Consider the following 20,413-nt stretch of genomic DNA (forward strand, 5'->3'; position numbering starts at 1 on the left):
CCCGGCGCGGGGCTTCGGGCGGCGTTGCGGGCAAGCCTAAAGGGCGCGAAAGGCCCGTCATCCCTGTATCGGGGGGTTACCCGCCCCACTTACAATCCCTGCCGCATCACCCACCCCTACGAGGTCTTGTCCGCAATGCCCAAGAGCCCCAGGCCACGCGCCCGTTTCAGCTTCTCCCCCACCGTGCGCGCCCTGCTCCTGGCCGCGGCCACCTGTGGCGTCGCGCTTCCCGCGCTGGCTGCCATCGAGCACGAGGAAGTCGACAAGCTCATGCAGGCCGGCAAGCTCGACGAGGCAATGACGAAGGCCGAGGCCTTCCTCAAGGACAAGCCGCGCGATCCGCAGATGCGCTTCCTCAAGGGCGTGATCCAGCTCGACACCGGCAAGCGCAACGAAGCCATCGCCGCCTTCACGCAGCTCACACTCGACGCGCCCGAGCTGCCCGAGCCCTACAACAACCTCGCGGTGATCTACGCGAGCCAGAACCAGTTCGACAAGGCCCGCGCCGCGCTCGAAAGCGCGATCCGCACCAACCCCAGCTACGCCACCGCCCAGGAGAACCTCGGCGACGTGTACGCGCGGCTCGCGAGCCAGGCCTACAGCAAGGCGCTGCAGCTCGACCAGAACAACACGGCGGTGCAGCCCAAGCTTGCCGTGATCCGCACACTCTTCACGCCGACGCCGCCGGGCGGCAAGCCGACGGCGCTGATCGCCGCCGCTGCTCCCGCGCCCGCTCCGGCCGCGAAGGCGACCCCGGCACCGGCTCCCGCACCTGCCGCACCGCCGCCGCCCGCCAAGGTCGCGGCCGCACCGGCCCCGGTGGCCGCCGCGCCCAAGGCGCCGGAAGCAGTGCCTGCTCCCGCACCGGCTCCGGCGGCCAGCACGGCCGCCAACGCCGAGGTCGAATCGGCCGTGCGCGCCTGGGCTTCGGCCTGGGCCAGCCAGGACATGGATCGCTATCTCGCTGCCTACGGCTCCGACTTCGCGCCGGCCGGCGGCCAGAGCCGCAAGAGCTGGGAAGAAGACCGTCGTGCGCGCATCGTCGGCAAGTCGAGCATCAGCGTGAACATCGAGAACCTCGCGATCAAGGTCGACGGACAGAACGCGACGGCCCGGTTCCGCCAGATCTACCGCGCGGACAACCTCAACGTTTCGAGCCGCAAGACGCTGGAGATGCAGCGCTCCGGCAATCAATGGCACATTCGCAAGGAAAGCGTCGGCGGCTAGTGGCAGACATCGTCCGGCAGGGCCGGCTCCAGACTCCTCCGTTCCGTCTGCGTGGCGGGCAACAGCTGATTGCGGCACTGATGACCGCGTCGGCGCTGATGCTCGCGGCGCCCGGCGCCGCGCTCGCATCGAACGGCCCCGGCAAGCCGGGCACCACCAAGGCGGGCGGCAGCGCCCACAAGGAAAAGGCCAAAGCGAAAGCCTCCGCAGGCAACGCACGCGCCACGGCACGAGCCGGCACGACCGGCCGCGCTTCTTCCGTCAGGGAAGCCAGGGAATCCCGCGGTGCCCGAGGCAAGAAGGGCGCGGCCGAAGCCCGGACGACAGTCGCCGCGGCGGCAGCGACTGCGGCGACCGCTGCAGCAGCGGCAAGAACCACGCGCAAGCCCGCATCGGCAGGCGCCATCCAGGAAGCCAGCAACGCGGAAGCCCGCCTGATCGCGGTGTATGAACTGTTCGGCCGCGGCCAGACCCGTCCTGCGCTGGCCAAGGCGCGCGACCTGGTGCGCGACTACCCGAACTTCCAGCTCGCGCAGCTCGTCTACGGCGACCTGCTCGCGGCGCAGGTGCCGCCGTCGAACTCGCTGCCCGACACCGCCAGCATCGCGAAGATGCGCGGCAACCCGGCCATGGCCGAGCTGCACGAGGAATCGAAGCGCCGCCTGCAGGCGCTGCGCGAACGCCCGCCGGCCAACACCGTGCCTTCGCAGTTCCTGGCGCTGTCCACCCGCAGCCGCTACGCGATCGCCGTCGACGCCTCGCGCTCGCGGCTGTACCTGTTCGAGAACTCGGACAAGGGCCTGAAGCTCACGGCCGACTACTACATCTCCGTGGGCAAGTCGGGCACCGACAAGGTCACCGAAGGCGATGCGCGCACGCCGCTGGGCGTGTACTACATCACCAGCAGCCTCGACCCTAAGTCGCTGAAAGACTTCTACGGCGCCGGCGCCCTGCCCATCAATTACCCCAACCCGTACGACGTGCGGCGCGGCAAGACCGGCGGCGGCATCTGGCTGCACGGCACTCCGCCGCAGCAGTTCGCCCGGGCGCCGCTGGCCAGCGACGGCTGCGTGGTCATGGCAAACCCCGACCTGAAGCAGCTTTTGCGAAAAGTGCAAATCGGCGCCACCCCGGTGGTGACCGCGCGCAGCCTGCAATGGATTTCGCAACCGCAGGCAGAAAAAGAAGCACAGTCAATTACAAGTGCTATCACCAGTTGGAAAGATGCACGCGCCAGCGGAAATGAAGCGCAATTGAAGAAATTCTATTTGCCCGATTTCCAGCGCATCAGCAGCAAAAAAACAACCGATGGAATTTCGGTTGTCGACGACGAAGTGAAATTCGCGCAAGGCAAGCGCGTGCAGTTCAAGGACATGTCGTACCTGCACTGGCGGGACGGCGACGACACCATGGTCGTTACCTTCGGCGAAGTGTTTGAAGGCGAGAAGAGCGGACGTTCCCGGCGCCAGTACTGGTTACGCCAGGGTACCGAGTGGAAGCTCTTCCACGAAGAAATCCTGGGCTGAGGCCCGGCCGAAGCCCTCCCACCAACGGGGTCACCCCCTCCAACTCGTGACTTTTTGCTCACGAGTTTGGCCTTTCTTGAGTGTTACATCTGCCCCTCCGGGGGCTGTGCTACGTAACACGTAACGCGTTTGTTCCCGTAACAGCCCCGCCCCGCGCGTTCCCCGCGGCGTAACGTCACATCCCCCCTTCATGGGAGGCGCCATGTGGCCCACAGAGGGAAAAATTCGTTTCCCAACTGTTAACCAGCTGTCCAGGGTTTCCCCGGTTCCGGCTGGCAAGAGGCTGGCCGCTATCCTGCTTTACCCCTTTTGGCTAGCACACCCTGACGAAAGTCTTGCGGGTTTGCCTTGTTGATACACGGAGTTACGCTGTATAACATCCACCTCGCAAGCCTTTGTTAACACTTCCTGAAAGGGGAAATCATGCATAGCTCAATAAAGCGTTTTTTGCACGATGAGGAAGGCGCGACCGCAATTGAATATGGAATTATTGCGGGCCTTATTTCGATCGCAATCGTCGGGGTTCTTTCTGGAGATACTGGTTTGGGCGGCAAGCTTTCGACCGTTTTTTCCACGATCACGACCAAGTTGGCGTCCATCAGCACCCCCTAGCCGACGACTCCGTTCCCACGGTTTTCCGTTGATTTTCGAAATCCCGTTTTCAAGTCTTTAGTTTTCATCCCTGAAAGGCCGCATCATGCTTAACTCCATCACCCGTTTCCTTCGCGACGAAGAAGGCGCCACTGCCATCGAGTACGGAATCATCGCGGGGCTGATCTCCATCGCCATCGTGGGCGTGCTCTCGGGCGACACCGGTCTCGGCAAGAAGCTCTCCGGCATCTTCACCTACATCGCCGGCAAGCTGACCGTTCCGACGACCTGAGCATCCGAACCAGTGATGCGATCGGCGTGTTTGCTGTGGTTGCTGTTCGTTGCCGTGTATGACTTCCGTCAACGCCGCGTCCCCAACTGGCTCGTGCTTGCCGGCGCCGCAGTCGCGCTGGCGGCACTTGCCCTCGGGATGCAGCCCTTCGGCCTCGACTGGACCACGGCACTCACGGGCGCAGCCGTCGGCTTCGGCTGCCTGCTGGTCATCTACGCGATCGGCCTGATGGGAGCAGCCGACGTGAAATTCGCAGGTGCGCTCGGGCTCTGGGTCGGCCTGCCCGCGCTGTTGCCGATCTGGGTCGGCGCCAGCCTGCTGGCCGGGCTTCACAGCGCGCTCTGGCTCGTGCTGCAACGCTGGCCCGTTCTCCCCCGGCTTGCACTGATGCTGCAAGGCCGCGCCTCTTCAGGCACCCCCTCTTTCTCCGCTGTCGAAACCGATGGCGGCGCCGCGCCGAAGCGCAGGCGCATCGTTCCCTACGCGGCTTATCTCGCCATGGCCACTGCGGTCTGGATGGTCTGGGGGCGACAGGGCTAGCAGTTCACTGCCTCTGTCACTGCGGGTCATCCATCTCTCAATCCACACGATCGCTTGCCCCCACTCTTTCATCCGCCGCCCATGATCAACATCACGAAAATCATCGCCGCAGTCCTCGTGCTCCTGGCCATCGCGCTGGGAGGCTATGCATGGATGCTGAGCCGGCAGGCCCCCGCTCCGGCCGCGGCGGCCGCGAACCCGGCCACCGCGCCAACCAAGGTGCGCGAGGTGCTGGTCTATCCGGTGGTGGTGGCGGCCAAGTCCCTGCCCGCGGGCGAGGCGATTCCCGCCGATGCGTTGCGCGTGGAGCGCCTCACGATCAACCCGGTCGGCGCCTTCCAGGACGTGAACGTCGCCGTGGGCCGCGTGCCGGTGCTGGACCTTGCCGAAGGCACCCCCGTGATGGAAAACCAGCTGGTGTCGGGTTTGGCCACGCGCATCGACGAAGGCGAGCGCGCCGTCGCGATCAAGGCGGACGAAGTGATGGGCGTGGGCAACAAGATCCAGCCCGGCGATTTCGTCGACGTGTTCATCACTCTCAAGTCCGACGGCAAGGACGTGGACCGCAGCCAGGCACGCCTGCTGCTCTCGCGCAAGCGGGTGCTGGCCTTCGGCAACGCCTCGGTCGACGGCCTTCCGTCGAAGGCCCCGGACAAGGCGGCCCAGCAAGCCCAGCGCAACGACCAGGCCCGCACCGCAGTGCTGGCCGTGCCCATCGACGAAGTGAACCGCCTGACCATCGGCGACGCCAGCGGCCGCCTGATGCTCGCGCTGCGCAACCCGGCGGACAAGTCGGAGCCCGATCCCAAGCTCTTCGCCGAACTGCCCACGGCCCTGCAGCCCGCCCAGGCCAAGGCCGGCGAGGCGCACCGCGGCCCGCTGGAAGGACTGGATCTCGCCCAGGCCGGACTGACCACCGCCGATCTCGTCACCGGCGGCAAGGGCCCCTCCGTCCGCCCGATGGCCACGGAGGTCCGCGCAGTTTCCGGCCCCGCCCGCGCCGCAAAGCCCGCGCGCAGCGGCGGGCTCCAGGTCGAAGTCATTCGCGGCAACCGCAGCGAAACCGTGAACTACTGAGCCCATGCCGGCCAGCCGCCACCAGACACAGGTCACCCAGGAAAATCAAATGCATCACATGCCCCGCGAGTCGTCGACCCGTGCCGCTCGCAGTTCAAGAGACGTGAAGGATGCCGCGCCGAGACTGCTGCGCTCGTCGCTGATCGCCGCACTCGCGATGTCGCAGGCCGTCTGGCCACTGGCCGCGACCGCCGCCGACGCGCAGGGAACGGGAACACGGCCGCAGTTCCAGCCGCAGCGCCCGATGGCTCTCCCCGTCGGCACGCAGCGGGAACTGCTGGTCGGCAAGGGCATCGACCGCATGGCCATCGGCGACGAGGCCATCGCTGCCGTCACCATCACCCGGCAGACACCGAATTCGCCGGCCGCGCGGCTGATCGTGACGGGCAAGGCCGTCGGACACACCACGCTGATGGTCTGGGAAAAGGGCAACACCGCCGCGACCACCTACGCGATCGAAGTGCGGCGCGCCACCGCTAACGTCACCGGCACCATGGACAACATGGCAGCGCACCAGGCGCAGCGAACCGCGGCACTGGCCAGCCTGCCGCCCGGAGCCGAGAAGACCGACCTCATCGACCGCTCGACCGTGAACGTGCGCAGCAGCACCGTGCAGGTCGAAGTGAAGGTGGTCGAGTTCAACCGCAGCGTGCTCAAGCAGGCGGGGCTCAACATCTTCAGCACGCGAGCCAACTCGAGCGGATTCAGCTTCGGCGTCTTCACGCCTTCGTCGCTAGGCAAGACCACCTTCTCCAGCGATGGAAGCATCAGCGGCGAATACAGCAACCCGGTATCGCAGGCTTTCGATCTTCTCTTCAACTTCGGCAAGGCTGGCATCGGCCTGAACGTGGGCTTCCTCGAAGGCAACGGGATGGCCCGGGTGCTCGCCGAGCCCACGCTGGTGGCACTGTCGGGCCAGAGTGCGAGCTTCCTGGCCGGCGGCGAGCTTCCGATTCCCGTGCCGCAGGGCCTGGGCACCACGAGCATCGAATACAAGCCCTTCGGCATCGGCCTAACGCTCACGCCCACCGTGCTGTCGAACGAACGCATCGTGCTCAAGGTGGCGCCCGAAGCAAGCGACCTCGACTACACCAACGCGCTGAGCCTCAACGGCGTCGCGGTGCCCTCGATCTCCACACGCCGCGCCGACACCACCGTCGAGCTAGGCGACGGCGAGAGCTTCATCATCGGCGGCCTCGTGAGCCGCACCACCACCTCGAACGCGGACAAGGTGCCGCTGCTGGGCGACCTGCCGATCCTGGGCACCTTCTTCAGCAAGAACAACTACCAGATGAAGGAGAAGGAGCTGGTGATCCTGGTCACGCCGCACCTGGTCAAGCCCATTGCGCGCGGCACCGATCTCACGCCCTACCTTCCCGGCACCGCCGAACAGCGCGACGGCGCGGTGTGGCGCTCCTATTTCCTGGGCGGCGCGATCGACACGCCGGTTCCAGGCTTCTCCCGCTGACGACAGCAACCAATGACCCGGACCATGCATCGCAGGCTGGCACCATGAACGCACCACGCGACAGCATTCCCGAAACAGGCAGCGAGACCTATCTCTTCGCGTCGAGCAACGGCGGCCACATCACGTGGCTGACCGATGCGCTCGGCACCCTCGGCTCCGTGGTGGTCCTGCCGCCGGACACGAAGTCGATCGACGAACGCATCGCCCTGCTGGGGCCGGTGGCGGTCTTCATCGACTTCTCGCCCGACCAGGGCGCCACCGCCAGCCAGCTCCACCAGCGCCTCAAACGCGACTGGCCCACGCTGCCGGTGCTGGCCACCGGCGTGTCGGCAGAGCCGGCCGCCATGCTCTCGGCCCTGCGCGCTGGCGTGGACGACTTCATCGACATGGCCGCTCCGCCCACCGACGCGGTGGTCACGCTGCGCACATTGCTCGAGCGCCGCAGCACGCTGCAGGGCGGCACGCGCGGCAGCACGCTGGCCCTGTTGGGCGCGCGCGCCGGGCTCGGCGTGACCACGCTGGCCACCAGCCTCTCGCTGTCGCTGAACGACCAGCTCACGCAGGCGCCGCAGCGCCCGCCGGGCCGCAGCTCGCGCCACGGCGTTGCGTTGCTCGACCTCGGCCTGCCAGCGCGCGACGGTCTGCTCTATCTCGACACGCAAAGCGGCTTCAGCTTCGTCGACGGCGTGCGCAACCTGCGCCGGCTCGACCAGACGCTGCTGCACACCGCGCTCGCGCATCACACCAGCGGCGTGGCCATCCTGCCGCTGCCCGCGAGCCTTGCGCAGGTGCGCGAGATCTCGCATGCCGACTCGGTCTCGCTCATCAAGCGCTTGGCCGACTTCTTCGACTTCCAGATCGCGGACCTCGGCGGCTTCTCGACCATCGACTTCATGGCCCAGACCGTGCGCGAGGCCCAGCAGGCGTGGGTGGTGTGCGACCAGAGCATCGGCGGCATCGTCTCCACGGCCAACATGCTCAAGGAGCTGCGCGCACGCGGCGTCGAGACCGAACGGCTCTCGCTGGTGGTGAACAAGTTCGACAGCCACGTGGGCCTGTCGGCCAAGGACATCGCCGAGCGGCTCGAGCTGCCGCTGCGGCACGTGCTGCCGGCGCGCAGCGCGCAACTGCTCGCCGCCGCCAGCCGCGGAGAAATGCTGGTGCGCACCGCGCGCAGCGACCCCTATTCGCAGGCCGTGACGGGACTCGCCCGCAGCCTGCACCAGGAATACATGTCTGCCACGGGCCAACCCCCGGCCAAGGATCCACGCTGGGTTGCGCTCATGTCGCAGGTCACCGGCCTCTGGAAGAGTTCACACGAAGGTTGAGCCCATGTCCACCGATATCGAATTCGCCGACGACGACCAGGCGTTCATCAACTCCCAGCAGTTCCAGGACATCAAGAGCTGGACGCACGATCACCTGCTCAGCCGCATCGAGGAACTGGGCGCGGAGTTCGGCCGCTGGTCGCGCGCATCGATCCAGCAGTTCGTCGAACTGGAGGTCGACAGCTTCGTGCGCCTGCGCCGCGTGCCGATCAACGACCGGGAGATGCAGCTCATCTCCGATGCGCTCACGAAGGAACTCGCCGGCTTCGGCCCGCTGGAAGACCTGCTCAACGACCCGGCCGTCGAAGACATCCTGATCAACGGCTACCAGAACGTGTACGTGTCGCGCCACGGCGTGCTGGAGCGCGAGACGGTGCGCTTCGCCGATTCCGAGCACGTGATGCGCATCGTGCGGCGCATCCTCGCGCCGCTCGGTCGCCGGCTCGACGAATCGAACCCGATGGTCGACGCGCGCCTGCCCGACGGCGGGCGCATCAACGTGATCATCGAGCCGTTGGCCATCGACGGCCTGTCGGTGTCGATCCGAAAGTTCCGCAAGGAGCCGCTCACGCCGGCCGACCTGGTGAAGCTCGGCACCTTCGACGCGGGCATGGCGCAGCTGCTCGAGATCGCGGTGCGCGCGCGCTGCAACGTCCTCGTGAGCGGCGGCACCAGCTCGGACAAGACCTCGCTGCTGAACGCGCTGGCCAGCTTCATTCCGGCGCGCGAACGCGTCATCACCATCGAGGACACGGCCGAACTCTCGCTGGGCACCAGCCACGTGGTGCGGCTCGAAAGCCGCCCCGGCGGCTTCGACGGCCAGGGCGTGGTGTCGATCCGCGACCTGCTGCGCAACAGCCTGCGCATGCGGCCCGACCGCATCATCGTGGGCGAGGTGCGCGGCGCCGAAGTCATCGAGATGATGCAGGCCATGAACACCGGCCACGAAGGCTCGATGGGCACCATCCACGCGAGCTCGCCGCGCGAATGCCTCTACCGCCTGGAGATGCTCGCTGGCTTCGCCGGCTACCAGGGCAGCGAAGTGAGCCTGCGCCGCCAGATCGCCAACGCCATCGATTTCATCGTGCAGATCGGACGGCTGTCGAACGGACAGCGCCGCATCATCTCGCTGAGCGAGGTCACAGGCGTCAACGACAACGTGGTAGCGATGCAGGAGCTCTACCGCTACGAGCCCATCGTCTCGCCCGATGGCGAGGAGCGCGACCGCTGGGTGTCGCTGGGCATCGCGCCGCACTCGCCCAAGATCACGCGCTTCCGCCAGTCGCTGCAGCGCGCATCGCAGCATGGAGGGGACCACCGTGCGTGAAGCCCTGCTCGTCGCACTCTGCATCGCGCTGCTGATGGCGGCCGCGGGGCTGCTGCTGTGGCAATGGGCGAAGAACCGGCAGGTGCGGTTGGCGACGGAGCGGCATCTCGATCAGCAGATCCAGGCCACTGCCGCGGCCTCGGCCTCGGCCTCGGCAGCCAATGCAACGCCGATACCGATGCCGCTGCGGGACCTCGCCAGCGACGGCCTCGCCTCCGGCCTCACCACCGACCCATGGCTCGCCACCGAGGCGGCGACCGCCGCTCCTGTACGCGCCAGCCTGCTCGAACGGGCAATTCCCGGCTGGATGATGGGCGTGGTCGAGCCACGCACCATCGCCTTCACGCTGGGTGTCATTGCCGGTATCTGCCTGCTGGTCGGCGTTCTCGTCGGAGGACTCGCCGCGCTGGGCGTGCTGTTCCTCCTGGTTCTGATGACGAGTTTCGCCCTTTGGCTGCAGCTGCAGAAGTTCCGCCGCAAGCTGATCCGCCAGCTGCCTGGCTACATCGACGCGATGGTGCGACTGATCACCATCGGCAACTCCACGCAGGCCGCCTTCCAGCTCGCGATCGCCACCACCCAGGCACCGCTGCGCGGTCACCTGGAACGCTCCGCGGCACTGGTGCGCGCAGGCGTGGACCTCGACCGTGCTCTGCACCAGACGGCGGAGAACGTTCGCATCGAGGAGATGTACCTGCTCGCCTCCATCCTGGGCCTGGGCGTGCGCTACGGCGGACGCGCCGACCTGCTGCTGGAACGCGTGGGCAACTTCATGCGCGACCGGGAGCAGGCGGAGCAGGAGCTCGTCGCGCTGTCGTCGGAGACGCGTCTGTCGGCCTGGATCCTGGGCCTGCTGCCAGTGGGCGTGGGTGCCTTCCTGATCCTCACCAACCCCAGTTATTTCCTGGGGATGTGGAACGACGACACCGGCCGCATCCTGATTTTTTCCGCGGTGGGCCTGCAGCTGACGGGCGCGGCGCTGCTCTACCGGTTGGCGAGGCTGGCATGACATTGACGCCCAACCTGCTCGCCATCGTCAGCCTCGTGCTGCTGGCGCTGGGCCTGCTGGTCGGCGCCGGAGCGCTCGTCGCGGCCGAACTGCGACGCACACGCAGCGGGCAGGCCATCGGCCGGGCCATCCGGCAGGCAGCCGTCGTGCCGGACCTCAAGTCCACCGTCGAAACTCCGGCGGACCCCGATGCGCCCTTCAAGCCCGAACTGGACCTGCCGTTCCACTGGCTGGATTCGCGCATCGGCCGGGCCCTGGTGGCGGACGAGGATCGCAACCTCATCGACCAGTGCGGGCTGCCGTCGAAGCGGGCCCAACTGGTCTTCCTCATCGCGCGGATCTCTCTCGCCTTCCTGCTGCCGTTGCTGGCGTACCTGTTCTGGAGCAGCGGACACACGCGCAGCACTGTCACCATCGTGCTTGCGGCAGCTGCGGCCATCGGATTCATGGCGCCCAAGTGGGTGCTGGGCCGGATCGCCTCCGGCCGGCGCGAACGCGCGGCGCGGGAGCTGCCGCTGTTCGTCGACCTGCTGCGGTTGCTGCAGGGCGTGGGCCTGAGCCTGGACCAGAGCCTGCAGATCATGGCGACCGACTTCTCGCACGTGCTGCGCGTGCTGGGCTACGAGCTGAGCATCGCCAATGCGCAATACAGCCAGGGCCGTACCCGCGAGCACTCGCTGCACCGCCTGGCCACGCTGCACAAGAACGAGAACATGCGCGGCCTCGTCTCGCTGCTGGTGCAGGTCGACCGGCACGGCGGCGCGGTGCAGGAGCCGTTGCGCGTGTTCAGCGACCGGCTGCGCGAAAGCCGCCGCTCCGAACTGAAGGAGCGCATCGGGAAGATCACCGTGAAGATGACCGGGGTCATGGTGAGCACGCTGCTGCCGGCGCTGGTCATCGTCACCGCGGGGCCGGGCTTCATCGCGATATTCCGTTCACTGGGAGGCATCATCAAGTGAGAACCGAAAACCTTCCCGCTCGCACACTCGCCGCCAGCCGCCTGCTGGCGTGCGTCGCCGCCGCGATCGCCATCACCGGCTGCGGCGCGCTCAAGGACCAATACGCCGCCACTGCCGACGCCCAGCAACGCGCCTCCGCCGAAGCCGCGGCCGACGCCAAGGCCGGCGCCGCGGTCGACACCAAGGCCACCTATCTCAAGCTCGTCGAGCAGATGCAGAAGGAAGGCCTGTGGTTCGCCTCGCTGGCACACATCGACGCGCTCGAACAGCGCTGGGGCGTGTCGCCCGAGTCCACGCGCATGCGTGCCGACGCCCTTCGCCAGGCCGGCCAGGCCGAGGCGAGCGAGCAGGCCTACAAGCGGCTGATCGGCACGCCGCTCGAAAGCGCCGGTTACCGGGGCCTCGGCCTCCTCGCAGGCGCTCGCGGCAGCTACGCCGAGGCCGCACAACTGCTGAGGCAGGCCCAGCGCCTGACACCCACCGACGCCGCCCTGCTCAGCGACCTGGGCTATGCCAGCCTGCGCGCCGGGCAGATCGCCGACGCGCGGCTGCCGCTGATGCAGGCCCTGCAGCTGCGCCCCGACAGCGCACAGGCCCAGTCCAACCTGGCGCTGTATCTCGAAGTCACGGACCAGGGCGAGCAGGCCAACAGACTGATGGAAGCCAATCGCATGTCCCCCGCCGCCCGCGCAGCGGTGCGCGACGCAGCGCAGCAGCTTCGCGCAGGCGGTGTCGCACCGGCGGCCACCGGCGCATCGCCTGCCCCCGTGGCCGTGCGCCCGCTGCCGAGTACTGCGGCACTGGCACGCGAAGACGCGGCCCCGCCGCCACTGATGCTCAAGGCCTCGCGCTGGTCGGGCAACGGCGGCATCCGTACCGCCAGCCAACTCAATCCCGCTGCGGCGGACGCCACCGCGAATGCCGCCGCAGTCTCCCTTTCGCCGAATTCGACTTCACGAGGCACCCCATGAGAAAGACACCCACTGCCCGTCTTGCCGCGCTCTGCGCGTCCGGCTTCGCCGCCACGCTGATGGTGGCCGCGCCCATGGCGCTCGCGCAGCAGCAGCAACAACCGCAGCAGCCGTCCAGCGCGGCCAAGGCACCGGAGCCCGCAGCGCCTGCAGCAAGCGCGCCGACACCTGCCGCTGCCGCAACAGCAGCGCCGCAGCAAGGCCAGGATGAGATGGCCGAGGCCGGCGAGTACGTCTATGAGCGGCTGCAGGTGGGCGACGCCACGCAGGGGCTGCTCGCTTGGCAGCGCGGTGGAGAAATCTCGTCCACCACGCCGCGGACCATCGCGGGCGACGTCGCCAGCCGCAGCTACGAGCGTTACTTGAAGAGCTTCGAATACCCGATCCCGGAGCGCATGACGTCCAGCGTCAAGTCGACATCGGGCGGCGGCTCCAGTTCCGGCGGCGGTGCGCCGAAGTAGGCAGCCCCAGGCGCGAACAGAGAACCAGACATCGCAATGGCAACACCACGTCTTCTCACCCGCACGCGCGCGCACTCCCAGCGCGGCGCGTACGCGGTCGAGTTCGCCATGGTGTTCCTGATCTTCTTCGCGCTTCTCTACGGGATCATCAGCTACGGCATGCTGTTCGCGTTCCGGCTCGGGCTGCAGAACGCGGCGGAAGACGGCGCGCGCGCCGCGCTGCGCTACCAGTCGACCTTCGCGGCACGCGCCACCCAGGCCCAGACGACGGCAACGGCCAGCAGCAACTGGATGCCCGCGGTGGTCACGCGCACCGTCAGCGCCACCGTGTGCGGCGTGGTCAGCAACAACTGCACGGCTCCCACCTGCGGCGCCACGTGGGACACACGCTGCCAGATGGTCGTGACCGTCACTGCCACCAACCTGCAGATGCTGCTGCCGCCGTTCCCGAGCTTCGCCATGCCCACCACCATCGTCGGCAAGGCCAGCATGCTGCTCGACGGGAGGGCGCCATGAGCGGCAAAGGCAGGACCCGCACGCGCAGACCGGCTCGCGAGCGCGGCGTGGCCGCCATCGAATTCGCGCTGGTCTTCAGCCTGCTATTCAGCGTCCTCTATGCGCTCGCCACGTTCGGTGCAGTGCTCTATACGCAGCAGGCAGTAACACGCGCCGCGGAAGAAGGTGCTCGGACAGCAGGCCTCATTACGTCGCCCGTCGCAGGTGACGGACGAGTCAAGGACGCTGTCTACGCCGCCCTGGCCAATTCACTCGTCGTCCCTGTTTCGGCAAACGCCGACGTGACCACCAGGCGCAGCTGGATCGTGTCCAACGTGTCTGTCGACCCTGTCACGAGCGGCGCCGGGACATCTGCCATCTACGTGGTGACGGTGAGCTACCCCTACAGCGCGAACCGCCTGCTGCCATCGATACCGTTTCTGGATATCAGCACGTGGATGCCGAATCAATTGCGGAGTCGCTCGACCATCGCGCTTCGATCGTCCTGAGGAGTTCCATTGCCATGAACGCAGCACTCCATAACCTCTCTCGTCGCAAGCGGAATCGGGGATCGGTCCTGATCAATACGGCCATTGCGCTGAGCCTGATCATCATCACCCTGCTCGGCACTCAGCTCGGCTATCTCTTCTTCATCAAGCGCGAACTTCAAAAGACTGCAGACCTTGCAGCCCTGTCGGGAGCTCAATCACTTCAACCGTTTCTTTGCACCGATGCGAAGGCTGCAGCCGTGACGAACGCTGCACAGAACATGCCGCCCCTGCTCCCTGCTCTCACGCAGGCGGATGTGGAATGCGGAAACTGGGATCCGGGCAATCCCAGCCGAACGGCACCCCAGTACTTCGGTGCACCCAGCACCGGCCAGGCCTTCAATGCCGTTCGGGTCACCATCACGAGGACTCCGGCGCTGCTCCTTCCAGGCATTTCCGGCAGCCCCGCAACCACCATCAGCGTGCAGGCGCTTGCCGCACAGCGACAGCCGTTGGCTTCGCTGAGCATTCGAAGCACGCTGCTGACTATAGACTCCAGCCAGTCGGCCTTGCTGAATGCCCTATTTGGCGGCCTGTTGGGCGGCTCTCTATCGGTTCAGGCTGCGGGCTGGCAAGGGCTGCTCAACACCGACATCCAGTTGTTGAGCTTCCTCGATCAACTCAAGATTGCCCTGAACATCAGCGCCGCCAACTATGACCAGGTGCTCGCGACCAATGTAGACGCCGGCGTCCTGCTCCAGGCCATGATCTCCGTCATGGAACGCAGCGGCAACACTGCCGCCGCCACCATACAGGCATTGCGCGACATACTCGTCAGCGTCCAGGCTTCGCCGTTCACGCTCAAGCTCGCCGACCTGCTGGGTGTCGCGAGTGGAACGGACGCCGCCGGACTGAGCACCAACCTTCAACTCTTCCAGCTCGTCCAGGGAATGATCCAGGTCGCGAACGGCAAGAACGGCCTTGCAGCCACTGTGCCGATCACCGTCCCTGGCATTGCCAGCGTCACAGCGAAGGTGCAGGTGGTCGAGCCTCCTCAAGTCTCGGCCGTGGGGAATCCGATGCTCGTGAATCCCAGTCTCGGGGTTAACGATCCGAACAGGATCTACGTGCGCACTGCGCAAGTCCGTTTGCTCTTGTCCGTCAATCTCGACGGAATCACAAACCTTCTTTCGAACTTACTTTCCACTGTGACTGGAGCACTCTCTCCACTTATCAATTTCCTCGATAGCGTCGCGACCTTGAATCTCGGAACGATTGTGTCCGACTTGGTTGCAACGATTGTCTGCAGCGGCAATTGCCCAGTGACAAAGGTTATTTACACGCAAGCTCTTCCCGCACCCATTGAAATTGGCATCAGTGCTGGCAATGGTGCCGGACTGGTTACAGGCCATACATGCAACAGCTCTGATAGCAAATCATTGAATGTCCAAGCCAGCACTAGTGTGGCTCGGTTGAATGTCGGCAAGGTTTCGAACATCTTTTCGTCTTCTGTGCCGGCAACAGCCGCTCCTGTAGGCATCGTCGAGATCGGCTATCGCGAAGCCAAGTTCGACTGGTGTCTTCTGTCGCTGATCTGCAGCCCCAAGAAATGGAAGGCTGCGAACGGCACGTATGTGACTGACATGGGGCTTGCCCAGAAAACTGTCATCTCCGGACTTGGCCTTGTCGTCAACTCGGACGTCGGCGGGAGCGCAAGTGGCACCGCGCTGACTTATGTTGCTCCAGCTCCGGCAAACCTACCAGAGATCGATGCCGCGCCATATGACGGCACAGGCAAGGATCCATCATTCAAGGCCATTAGCTCTACGTCGCTTGTGCAAAGTTTGGGGTCCACGCTGGGTGGAATCCAGATTCAGCCCTACTCAAGCGACAGCAGCGGTGTCCTCGGAGGCCTGCTGAACGGCACCTTCAGCCTGATCAGCAACCTTCTGAACACTCTACAGACGGTGGTCACGAACGCACTCGGCCCCCTGCTTGACCCTGCCGTCAATGCACTACTGAACCTCCTGGGAATCGACCTTGCGCAAGCAGAGGTCGGTGCCCGCCTCTCCTGCAATCGAGGTGCCCAGCTGGTCTATTGATATGCACGTATTTCCAACATGAGCTCCCCCGCCGCCAATTTCGACGAACTCGACCTCTTTGTCTGGGAAGGCAAAGCCGACATCCTCGACCGCATCGCGCGGTGCATGGCGAGCTTCGACGTGGAGGTCATCCGGGCCGACGGCATGCCGCCTCCGCCGCAGGAGCAGGGTGCGGCTCTTCGTCCTTCGGTGGCGATCATCAGCGTCACGGTCATCGACAGCGGCGGGCTGGCGCATGCCACCGAGCTGCTGCAGGGCATGCCGGTGATCTGGGTGGCTGCGGGCTCGCGCGAGCGCGACTCGCGCACCTATCCGCCCGAGTACCTGCACGTGCTGCCCTACGACTTCACCTGCGCCGAGCTGCGCACGATGGTCGCGAAGCTGGTGCGGCAGCTGCGCGCGCGCGAGGTGGCACCGCAGGCGCCCGACGTGCTGGTGGCGCACTCCGATGCAATGAAGGCCCTGCTGGCCGAAGTGAACGCATTTTCCGACTGCGACCACAGCGTGCTGGTGCGCGGCGAAACGGGCGTTGGCAAGGAGCGCATCGCGCAGCAACTGCACCTCGGCCACCAGCGCTACGGCAAGGGCGCGTTCGTGGCGGTGAACTGCGGCGCGATTCCCGACGGGCTCTTCGAGTCGCTCTTCTTCGGTCATACCAAGGGCTCGTTCACGGGCGCGGTGCATGCGCATCGCGGCTACTTCGAGCAGGCCACGGGCGGCACGCTGTTCCTCGACGAGATCGGCGACCTGCCGCGCTACCAGCAAGTGAAGCTGCTGCGCGTGCTGGAAGACAACGCGGTGACGCGGCTGGGCGCGACGGCGCCGGTGCGCGTGGACTTCCGGCTCGTGGCCGCCACCAACCGCAACCTGCGCGAGATGGTGGCGAGCGGCGAGTTCCGCGCCGACCTGTTCTACCGGCTCGCGGTGATCGAGCTGCATGTGCCCAGCCTCGAGGAGCGCGGCGAGATCGACAAGATCGCGATCTTCAAGGCGCTGCTGACCAACGTGCTCGGCGAAGAGCTCGAAGCGCTGGGCGAGACGCCGCACTGGCTCAGCGACGCGGTGGCAGAGACGTACTTCCCCGGCAACGTGCGGCAGTTGCGCAACCTCGCGGAACGCGTGGGCGTGATCGCGCGGCAGCTGCACAGCTGGGACCAGAACCTGATCCAGCGCGCCATCGCGCTCACACGCGGCACGCCGGCGCCGGCGGCCTCGGCCGACCGCAACGGCGCGGGCAGCAACGGCAATGGCGCGGGCGGTTTTCTCGACGGCAGCGCCGACCGCAAGGGCTGGAACAGCAGCGAGCGCAACCGCATCATCGCGGCGCTGGAGATCAACGACTGGAAGCGCCAGGACACGGCGCAGCACCTGGGCATCAGCCGCAAGGTGCTGTGGGAGAAGATGCGCAAGTACCAGATCCTCGACGGCGAGCCTGGCATCCCCGAAGAACAATAGGCTCGCCCCCAGGCAAGACTTGGCTCGCCCCCAGGCTTCGCGGCACTTCGTGTCCGCTTCGCCAACCCCCTACCGGGGGCAACACCTGAGGCCCGGCAGAGCCGGTTCCTCGGTGTTCTCGAAATTGGGCTTCGCTTGCGCTTGCCCGTTCCCGGTTTGGTCAGGGGATGGAGAGTCTTTGGGTTTTGCGCAGGGCGGGCGGAGGCCCTGCCATTCCGACCGTGCGTTCGGCCACCGGCTCGGTGGCGCAGGCGGTGTTGCTGGAGATGCAGAGGGTGCCTAGCAGGCCGTCTTCCGTGAGCACCTGGCGCCTGGGGGCACCGAAGAGGCCGTCGATCCAGCCGTTGGGGCTCAGCGGGTCGATGCGCAGTTCGCCGGTGGTGCGCGCCAGGCGCAGTTCCGAGATGCGCAGGTCGAAGACGCCGTCGACGTAGTCGAACAGCAGCGTGTAGTAGTCGAGCTGGGCGTCGAGCACCTTGGGCAGGGTCTCGCGGCCGAATTCCATCAGGCGGCGGCGGCCGCGGAAGGCCTGGCCCGAGGTGCTGACGGCTTCCATCAGCTGCTTCTCGCGCTCGCGGCCGGAGACGGTGCGCGACCACGAGGCGGCCGTAAGCTCGAACAGGTTGTTCTTCACGCCTTCGAGCTTGGCCTCCTGGTTGGCGACTTCGGCCAGCGCCGACTTCAGGCGCAGTTGCCGGTCGAAGCCGTTGCCGAAGTTCCAGTTGAGTTCGAAGGCCGCGCGCGTCGGGTCCTGCGGCGACACGCCGCGCGGATCCCTGCTCTTCACGAGCACGGCGTCGAGCGTGGGGTAGAGGCTCGCGTCCTGCTGGTCGGCCAGCGCCCTCGCCCGCTCGATACGGCCCTGCGCCTCGGCGATCTCGGTGCTGCGCGCCTCGGCTCGGCGCAGCGCTTCTTCCTGCGTGGCGATGCGCCATTGCGCGGGCGCCGCGAGCACGGGCAGCGACTCGGCATTGGGCGAGAACTTGAAGTAGTTGCGGAACTTGGCGATCGCCTCGTCGCGCTGGGCCTCGAAGTCGGATTCGCGCGCGGCCACCAGCGCGCGGCGCGAGGCGGCCATGTTGAGGTCGTTGTCGCCGCTCACGCCCAGCGCCACGCGGCGGGCCTCGGCCTTCGAGAGCTCGGCCACCACCTCGGTGGCCTTGTGCGCGATCTGCTTCTTCAGGTCGAAGCGCTGCACCTGCAGGTAGGCGGTGAGCGCGTCCAGCACCACCTTCTGCGATGTGGTGATGACGGCTTCGTCGTCCGCCTGGTTGCCGGCCTCGGCGGCGCGCTGCGCTGCGCTCATGGCGCCGCCGTCGAGCAGGCTCACGCGCGCCTCGGCGGTGAGCACCGTGTAGCTCTGCGTCTTGGCATTGGCCGCGCCGCTGTTGTAGTTGCCGGACGAGGTACCGACCTTGAACTTCGGGTAGCGCGCCTGCTTCGCGGCATCCACGCCGTAGCTGCTGGTGTTGGCCGCGGCCTGCGCGGTCTGCACCTCGGGGTATTCCTGCGACAGCACGATCAGGGCCTGCTTCACCTGCTGCGCGTAGCTGGCCGCGCCGAGCGACGGCTGAGAAAGCCGGCGCGCGAGAACCAGCGGAACAGCCGGCGAGGTGACGACCGTCTCTTCCTGGAACGGCTGCTGCTCCTGCGCGAAGGCGGCGGGCGGCAGCGCGAGACCCGCGAGGCCCGCATACAGGCTTCCGTACAGGGCCGCGCAGACGGCGCCGGTGCCCACGCGGCGCAGATCGACCGGTTTGCGGTACTTCATGGTTCGCGGAAGGCTTCGCGGCGAAGCTTGAGCACGGGTCGCAGGATGTACCAGATGAACGGGTCGGTGCCCACACGCAAGTCCACTTCGGACTCCATGCCGGCGGTGATGCGGTTCTCGTCGCGGCCCACGTGCGACTGCGACATGCTGATGAGCAGCCGGTAGTAAGGCGCGCCGTTGGAGATGGCCGGGTCGCGGTCGGCGTCGGCCGCCACCAGCTTGACCTTGCCCTCGACCGCGCCGTAGCGCAGGTAGTCGTAGGCGGTGATCTTCACGCGTGCCTGCTGGCCCACTTCGACGAAGCCGCGGTCGTTGGGATTGAGCCGCGCCTCGACCATGATCTCGTCCTCGTCGGGCACCACTTCGAGAATCGATTCGCCGGGCTTCACCACCCAGCCCGGGCTGGAGTTGCGCAGGCCCTTCACGATGCCGTCCGACGGCGCCTTCACCACGGTGCGCGAGCGCTGGGTGCGCGCGCGCGCCAGGTCCTCGGCCAGGCTCGCGAACTGGCGCTCGACGGTGGCCAGCTCATCCGATGCGCGACGGCGGAAACGTCCCTCGGCCTCGGCCATCTTGGCCTGCGCCTCGGTGATGGAGGCATTGGCCGAGACGACGCCCTGACGCGCCACCGCGAGCTCGCTGCGCACGCTCTCGGCCTGGCGCCGCTTCTCCAGCACCTCGACCTGGCCGACCAGCTTCTCGCTGAGCAGCTGCTCGGAGATCTCCAGTTCCTTCTGCATCAGCGCGAGCCGGTCGCTCAGGCCCTTGGCCTTGGCCTCCTGCTCCAGCTTCTTGCTGCGCGCCTGCTCCAGGCCCGACACGGCACCGGCCATCACGCCGCGCTGCTCGAGCGCGCGCGCCTGGTAGGCACCGGTCTCGCCTTCGAGCACGCCCTCGTCGATGTCTGTCGCGAAGGATGCGCGCGTGAGCGGCTGGCCGCGGCTCTCGGCCATGAGCCGCACGCGCGTGGCCTGCGTGGCGGCGTAGCGGGCGGTGAGCTCCTCGAGGTTGAGGCCGCTGCCGCCGAGGTCGATCTCGACCAGCGACTGGCCCTGCTTGACCTTCTCGCCTTCCTTCACCAGCACGTTGCTGACGATGCCGCCCTCCAGATGCTGGATGGACTTGACGCGGTCCGACGGGATCACGCGCCCCGGCGCGACCACCACGGTCTCCATCGGGAAGCCCAGGCCGACCAGTGCGAGCAGGCCGATCGCACCGCCGATGATCCACTGGCGCCGCCGTCCCTGCGGCGAGGTCTGTGCCGCGCGCTTGTCGTTCTCGTCCTGAAGAATCTGCGGCAGGTCTATTTTCAAATCGCGTCCCCGG

Annotated in this window: 19 protein-coding genes; 17 read left to right on the plus strand and 2 right to left on the minus strand. The window is 66.8% G+C overall.

Annotated features, from left to right (window positions below):
- The first annotated feature begins 135 nt into the window (after window positions 1-135).
- The 17 genes from ABL840_RS33515 (at window position 136) to ABL840_RS33595 (ending at window position 17,316) form a co-directional block, all read left to right on the plus strand.
- Entirely contained in the window at window positions 136-1,227 is a 1,092-nt protein-coding gene (locus ABL840_RS33515; RefSeq protein ID WP_093304368.1) for a nuclear transport factor 2 family protein, read from the plus strand.
- Window positions 1,194-2,753 (plus strand): L,D-transpeptidase family protein, encoded by a 1,560-nt coding sequence (locus tag ABL840_RS33520; RefSeq protein WP_093304369.1) that lies wholly within the window; start codon window positions 1,194-1,196, stop codon window positions 2,751-2,753. The genes ABL840_RS33515 and ABL840_RS33520 overlap by 34 nt, the downstream gene beginning before the upstream one ends.
- 423 nt (window positions 2,754-3,176) lie before the next feature.
- Window positions 3,177-3,365, plus strand: coding sequence for a Flp family type IVb pilin (locus tag ABL840_RS33525; protein ID WP_093206594.1), 189 nt, complete (start codon window positions 3,177-3,179; stop codon window positions 3,363-3,365).
- Between the two features lie 85 nt (window positions 3,366-3,450).
- Entirely contained in the window at window positions 3,451-3,636 is a 186-nt protein-coding gene (locus tag ABL840_RS33530) for a Flp family type IVb pilin (RefSeq protein ID WP_093206593.1), read from the plus strand.
- 15 nt (window positions 3,637-3,651) lie between these two features.
- Window positions 3,652-4,176: an A24 family peptidase gene (locus ABL840_RS33535; protein WP_093206592.1), complete on the plus strand. Its 525-nt coding sequence runs from the start codon at window positions 3,652-3,654 to the stop codon at window positions 4,174-4,176.
- Between the two features lie 81 nt (window positions 4,177-4,257).
- Window positions 4,258-5,253 (plus strand): Flp pilus assembly protein CpaB, encoded by a 996-nt coding sequence (cpaB, locus tag ABL840_RS33540; RefSeq protein ID WP_093304371.1) that lies wholly within the window; start codon window positions 4,258-4,260, stop codon window positions 5,251-5,253.
- A gap of 49 nt (window positions 5,254-5,302) precedes the next feature.
- Window positions 5,303-6,721 (plus strand): type II and III secretion system protein family protein, encoded by a 1,419-nt coding sequence (locus ABL840_RS33545; protein ID WP_093304373.1) that lies wholly within the window; start codon window positions 5,303-5,305, stop codon window positions 6,719-6,721.
- Window positions 6,722-6,765: 44 nt separating this feature from the next.
- On the plus strand, window positions 6,766-8,049 hold the full coding sequence (locus tag ABL840_RS33550) for an AAA family ATPase (RefSeq protein ID WP_093304375.1): 1,284 nt from the start codon (window positions 6,766-6,768) through the stop codon (window positions 8,047-8,049).
- Window positions 8,050-8,053: 4 nt separating this feature from the next.
- Entirely contained in the window at window positions 8,054-9,376 is a 1,323-nt protein-coding gene (locus tag ABL840_RS33555) for a CpaF family protein (RefSeq protein WP_093429401.1), read from the plus strand.
- A complete protein-coding gene (locus ABL840_RS33560; protein ID WP_418116097.1) occupies window positions 9,369-10,385 on the plus strand; it encodes a type II secretion system F family protein in 1,017 nt (338 codons plus the stop codon). Before ABL840_RS33555 ends, ABL840_RS33560 begins: the two co-directional genes overlap by 8 nt.
- Entirely contained in the window at window positions 10,382-11,344 is a 963-nt protein-coding gene (locus tag ABL840_RS33565) for a type II secretion system F family protein (protein WP_093304380.1), read from the plus strand. Before ABL840_RS33560 ends, ABL840_RS33565 begins: the two co-directional genes overlap by 4 nt.
- Window positions 11,341-12,315, plus strand: coding sequence for a hypothetical protein (locus tag ABL840_RS33570; protein WP_093304382.1), 975 nt, complete (start codon window positions 11,341-11,343; stop codon window positions 12,313-12,315). Before ABL840_RS33565 ends, ABL840_RS33570 begins: the two co-directional genes overlap by 4 nt.
- On the plus strand, window positions 12,312-12,776 hold the full coding sequence (locus ABL840_RS33575) for a DUF3613 domain-containing protein (RefSeq protein WP_093304385.1): 465 nt from the start codon (window positions 12,312-12,314) through the stop codon (window positions 12,774-12,776). The genes ABL840_RS33570 and ABL840_RS33575 overlap by 4 nt, the downstream gene beginning before the upstream one ends.
- Window positions 12,777-12,812: 36 nt before the next feature.
- Window positions 12,813-13,292 (plus strand): TadE/TadG family type IV pilus assembly protein, encoded by a 480-nt coding sequence (locus ABL840_RS33580; RefSeq protein ID WP_093304388.1) that lies wholly within the window; start codon window positions 12,813-12,815, stop codon window positions 13,290-13,292.
- A complete protein-coding gene (locus tag ABL840_RS33585; RefSeq protein ID WP_418116098.1) occupies window positions 13,289-13,780 on the plus strand; it encodes a TadE/TadG family type IV pilus assembly protein in 492 nt (163 codons plus the stop codon). Before ABL840_RS33580 ends, ABL840_RS33585 begins: the two co-directional genes overlap by 4 nt.
- Window positions 13,781-13,794: 14 nt before the next feature.
- A complete protein-coding gene (locus ABL840_RS33590) occupies window positions 13,795-15,861 on the plus strand; it encodes a TadG family pilus assembly protein (protein ID WP_093304390.1) in 2,067 nt (688 codons plus the stop codon).
- Between the two features lie 18 nt (window positions 15,862-15,879).
- Window positions 15,880-17,316 carry a sigma 54-interacting transcriptional regulator gene (locus tag ABL840_RS33595; RefSeq protein WP_093304393.1) on the plus strand — a complete coding sequence of 479 codons (1,437 nt, stop codon included), beginning with the start codon at window positions 15,880-15,882 and terminating at the stop codon, window positions 17,314-17,316.
- A gap of 160 nt (window positions 17,317-17,476) precedes the next feature.
- Here the strand turns inward: ABL840_RS33595 and ABL840_RS33600 are convergent, their stop codons facing one another.
- Both ABL840_RS33600 and ABL840_RS33605 read right to left on the minus strand, forming a co-directional pair.
- The gene (locus ABL840_RS33600) at window positions 17,477-19,087 is read right to left on the minus strand and encodes a TolC family protein (protein WP_093304395.1); all 1,611 of its coding nucleotides are present in this window, start codon (window positions 19,085-19,087) and stop codon (window positions 17,477-17,479) included.
- The gene (locus ABL840_RS33605; RefSeq protein WP_093206578.1) at window positions 19,084-20,400 is read right to left on the minus strand and encodes an HlyD family type I secretion periplasmic adaptor subunit; all 1,317 of its coding nucleotides are present in this window, start codon (window positions 20,398-20,400) and stop codon (window positions 19,084-19,086) included. Before ABL840_RS33605 ends, ABL840_RS33600 begins: the two co-directional genes overlap by 4 nt.
- Window positions 20,401-20,413 lie beyond the last annotated feature (13 nt).

This window comes from Variovorax sp. NFACC27 (assembly GCF_048301545.1).
In the GTDB taxonomy this organism is placed as follows: Bacteria; Pseudomonadota; Gammaproteobacteria; order Burkholderiales; family Burkholderiaceae_C; genus Variovorax; species Variovorax gossypii.